This is a genomic window from Roseococcus suduntuyensis, assembly GCF_014196305.1.
GTDB lineage: Bacteria > Pseudomonadota > Alphaproteobacteria > Acetobacterales > Acetobacteraceae > Roseococcus > Roseococcus suduntuyensis.
This window is the reverse complement of record NZ_JACIDJ010000016.1, coordinates 1-1,329: the sequence shown is the minus strand read 5'-3', so window position 1 is coordinate 1,329 and position 1,329 is coordinate 1. Positions and strand designations below refer to the sequence as shown.

General features: G+C 66.6%; 1 protein-coding gene. It reads right to left on the bottom strand.

Going from position 1 to position 1,329, the window contains the following annotated elements; translation table 11 throughout:
- Positions 1 to 14: 14 nt before the first annotated feature.
- Positions 15 to 1,252 (bottom strand): IS3 family transposase gene (locus GGQ83_RS19900; protein ID WP_184386743.1). Its coding sequence is split into 2 segments (ribosomal slippage): positions 15 to 916 and positions 916 to 1,252, totalling 1,239 coding nucleotides; the frame shifts between segments, so codons are not numbered across the junction.
- Between the last annotated feature and the right edge of the window lie 77 nt (positions 1,253 to 1,329).

Sequence of the window (1,329 nt, the reverse complement as noted above, 5' to 3'; positions counted from 1 at the left end):
TGGAGTGGCCCCCATCAAACCGGACACATGGCCTGTTGGTTGGACTGCTGCTGGATGAACTCACGCGGGGACTGGAAACGCAATCCGCTGTGGGGGTGGAAGGTGTTGTAATCCTCGAAGCATTCGCCGAGGCGCTGGAGGACAGAAATGGCATCAGGGCGGGGGTTCACGCGGGCGTAGTCGCGCTTGAACGTCTTCACGAAAGCCTCGCATACGCCGTTGCTCTCGGGGCTGCGCACGGGGGTAAAGCAGGCCACCAGGTTCAGCGCCGTGGCGAATTCGACGGTTTCGGTGGCGGTGTAGGCCGAGCCGTTGTCGGCGAGCCATCGCACCTGGTGGGGTGCGCGCAGGGCGTCGAACCGGCGCTCCACGCAGTCGAGCATGATGTCACGGATCATTTCGCCGCTGATGCCGCCGCCCGAGGTGGCGATCCAGGCCATGATCTCGCGGTCATGGGTGTCGATGGCGAAAGCGATGCGAACGACTTCGCCATTCCAGCAGGGGATCTCAAACCCGTCGGAGGCCCAGCGCTGGTTGGAAGCGGGGGCCACGACGACGCCCTCATGCACCCGGATGGCTCTCCTGCCGGTGCAGGGCTGCAGCAGCAGGAAGGCCAGGCGCATGAGGCGAAAGACGCGCTTGTGATTGAGGCGCGGCAGTCCTGCGCGGCCCCTGGCCCGGTTCAGCAGGGCGGTGACGCGGCGATAGCCATAGGTGGGGCGGGCGTCGGTGATGGCGCGGATTTCCGCGATGATCTCGTCGTCCCCAGCACGGGCATAGGGCCCGCGCCGCGGGCGATCGGGATGCCGCAGCTGTTCCACGAGATTGGAGCGAGCCACGCCCAGCGTGTCGGAAACGGCTTTCACCGGGTATTTCCCTTGGGCAGCGACGGCACGTGCCAGGGCTGTTTCGTTGGGCGCGCGGCCTCGAGGGCGTCGCGCAGGATCTCGGTCTCCATGGTCTTGCGGCCGAGCAGGCGCTCAAGCTCGCGGACCTTGTTCTCGAGCTCGCGCACGCGGCTGACGGGGACGACTTCCTCGTCGGCCCTAACGGCCTCGTGGCCCCCCTCGGACATGCGGCGCCTCCACTGGAACAAGAGGCTGGGCGAGACCCCCTGCATCCGCGCGACGGCGGAGACCGTCATGCCAGGCTGCATGGTCTGCTCGACCAGCCGGACCTTCTCCTCGGCAGTGTAGCGCCGCCGGCGATGGATGCCGGTGATGATTTCAACGCGATCGATGGGCTTCGACATAGGCGTGCGCCTAGGCTTCAACCTAGGCCCTCTCGGTTACGCCACCTGTCCGGTCGAAATGGGGGCCGCTCCACAGC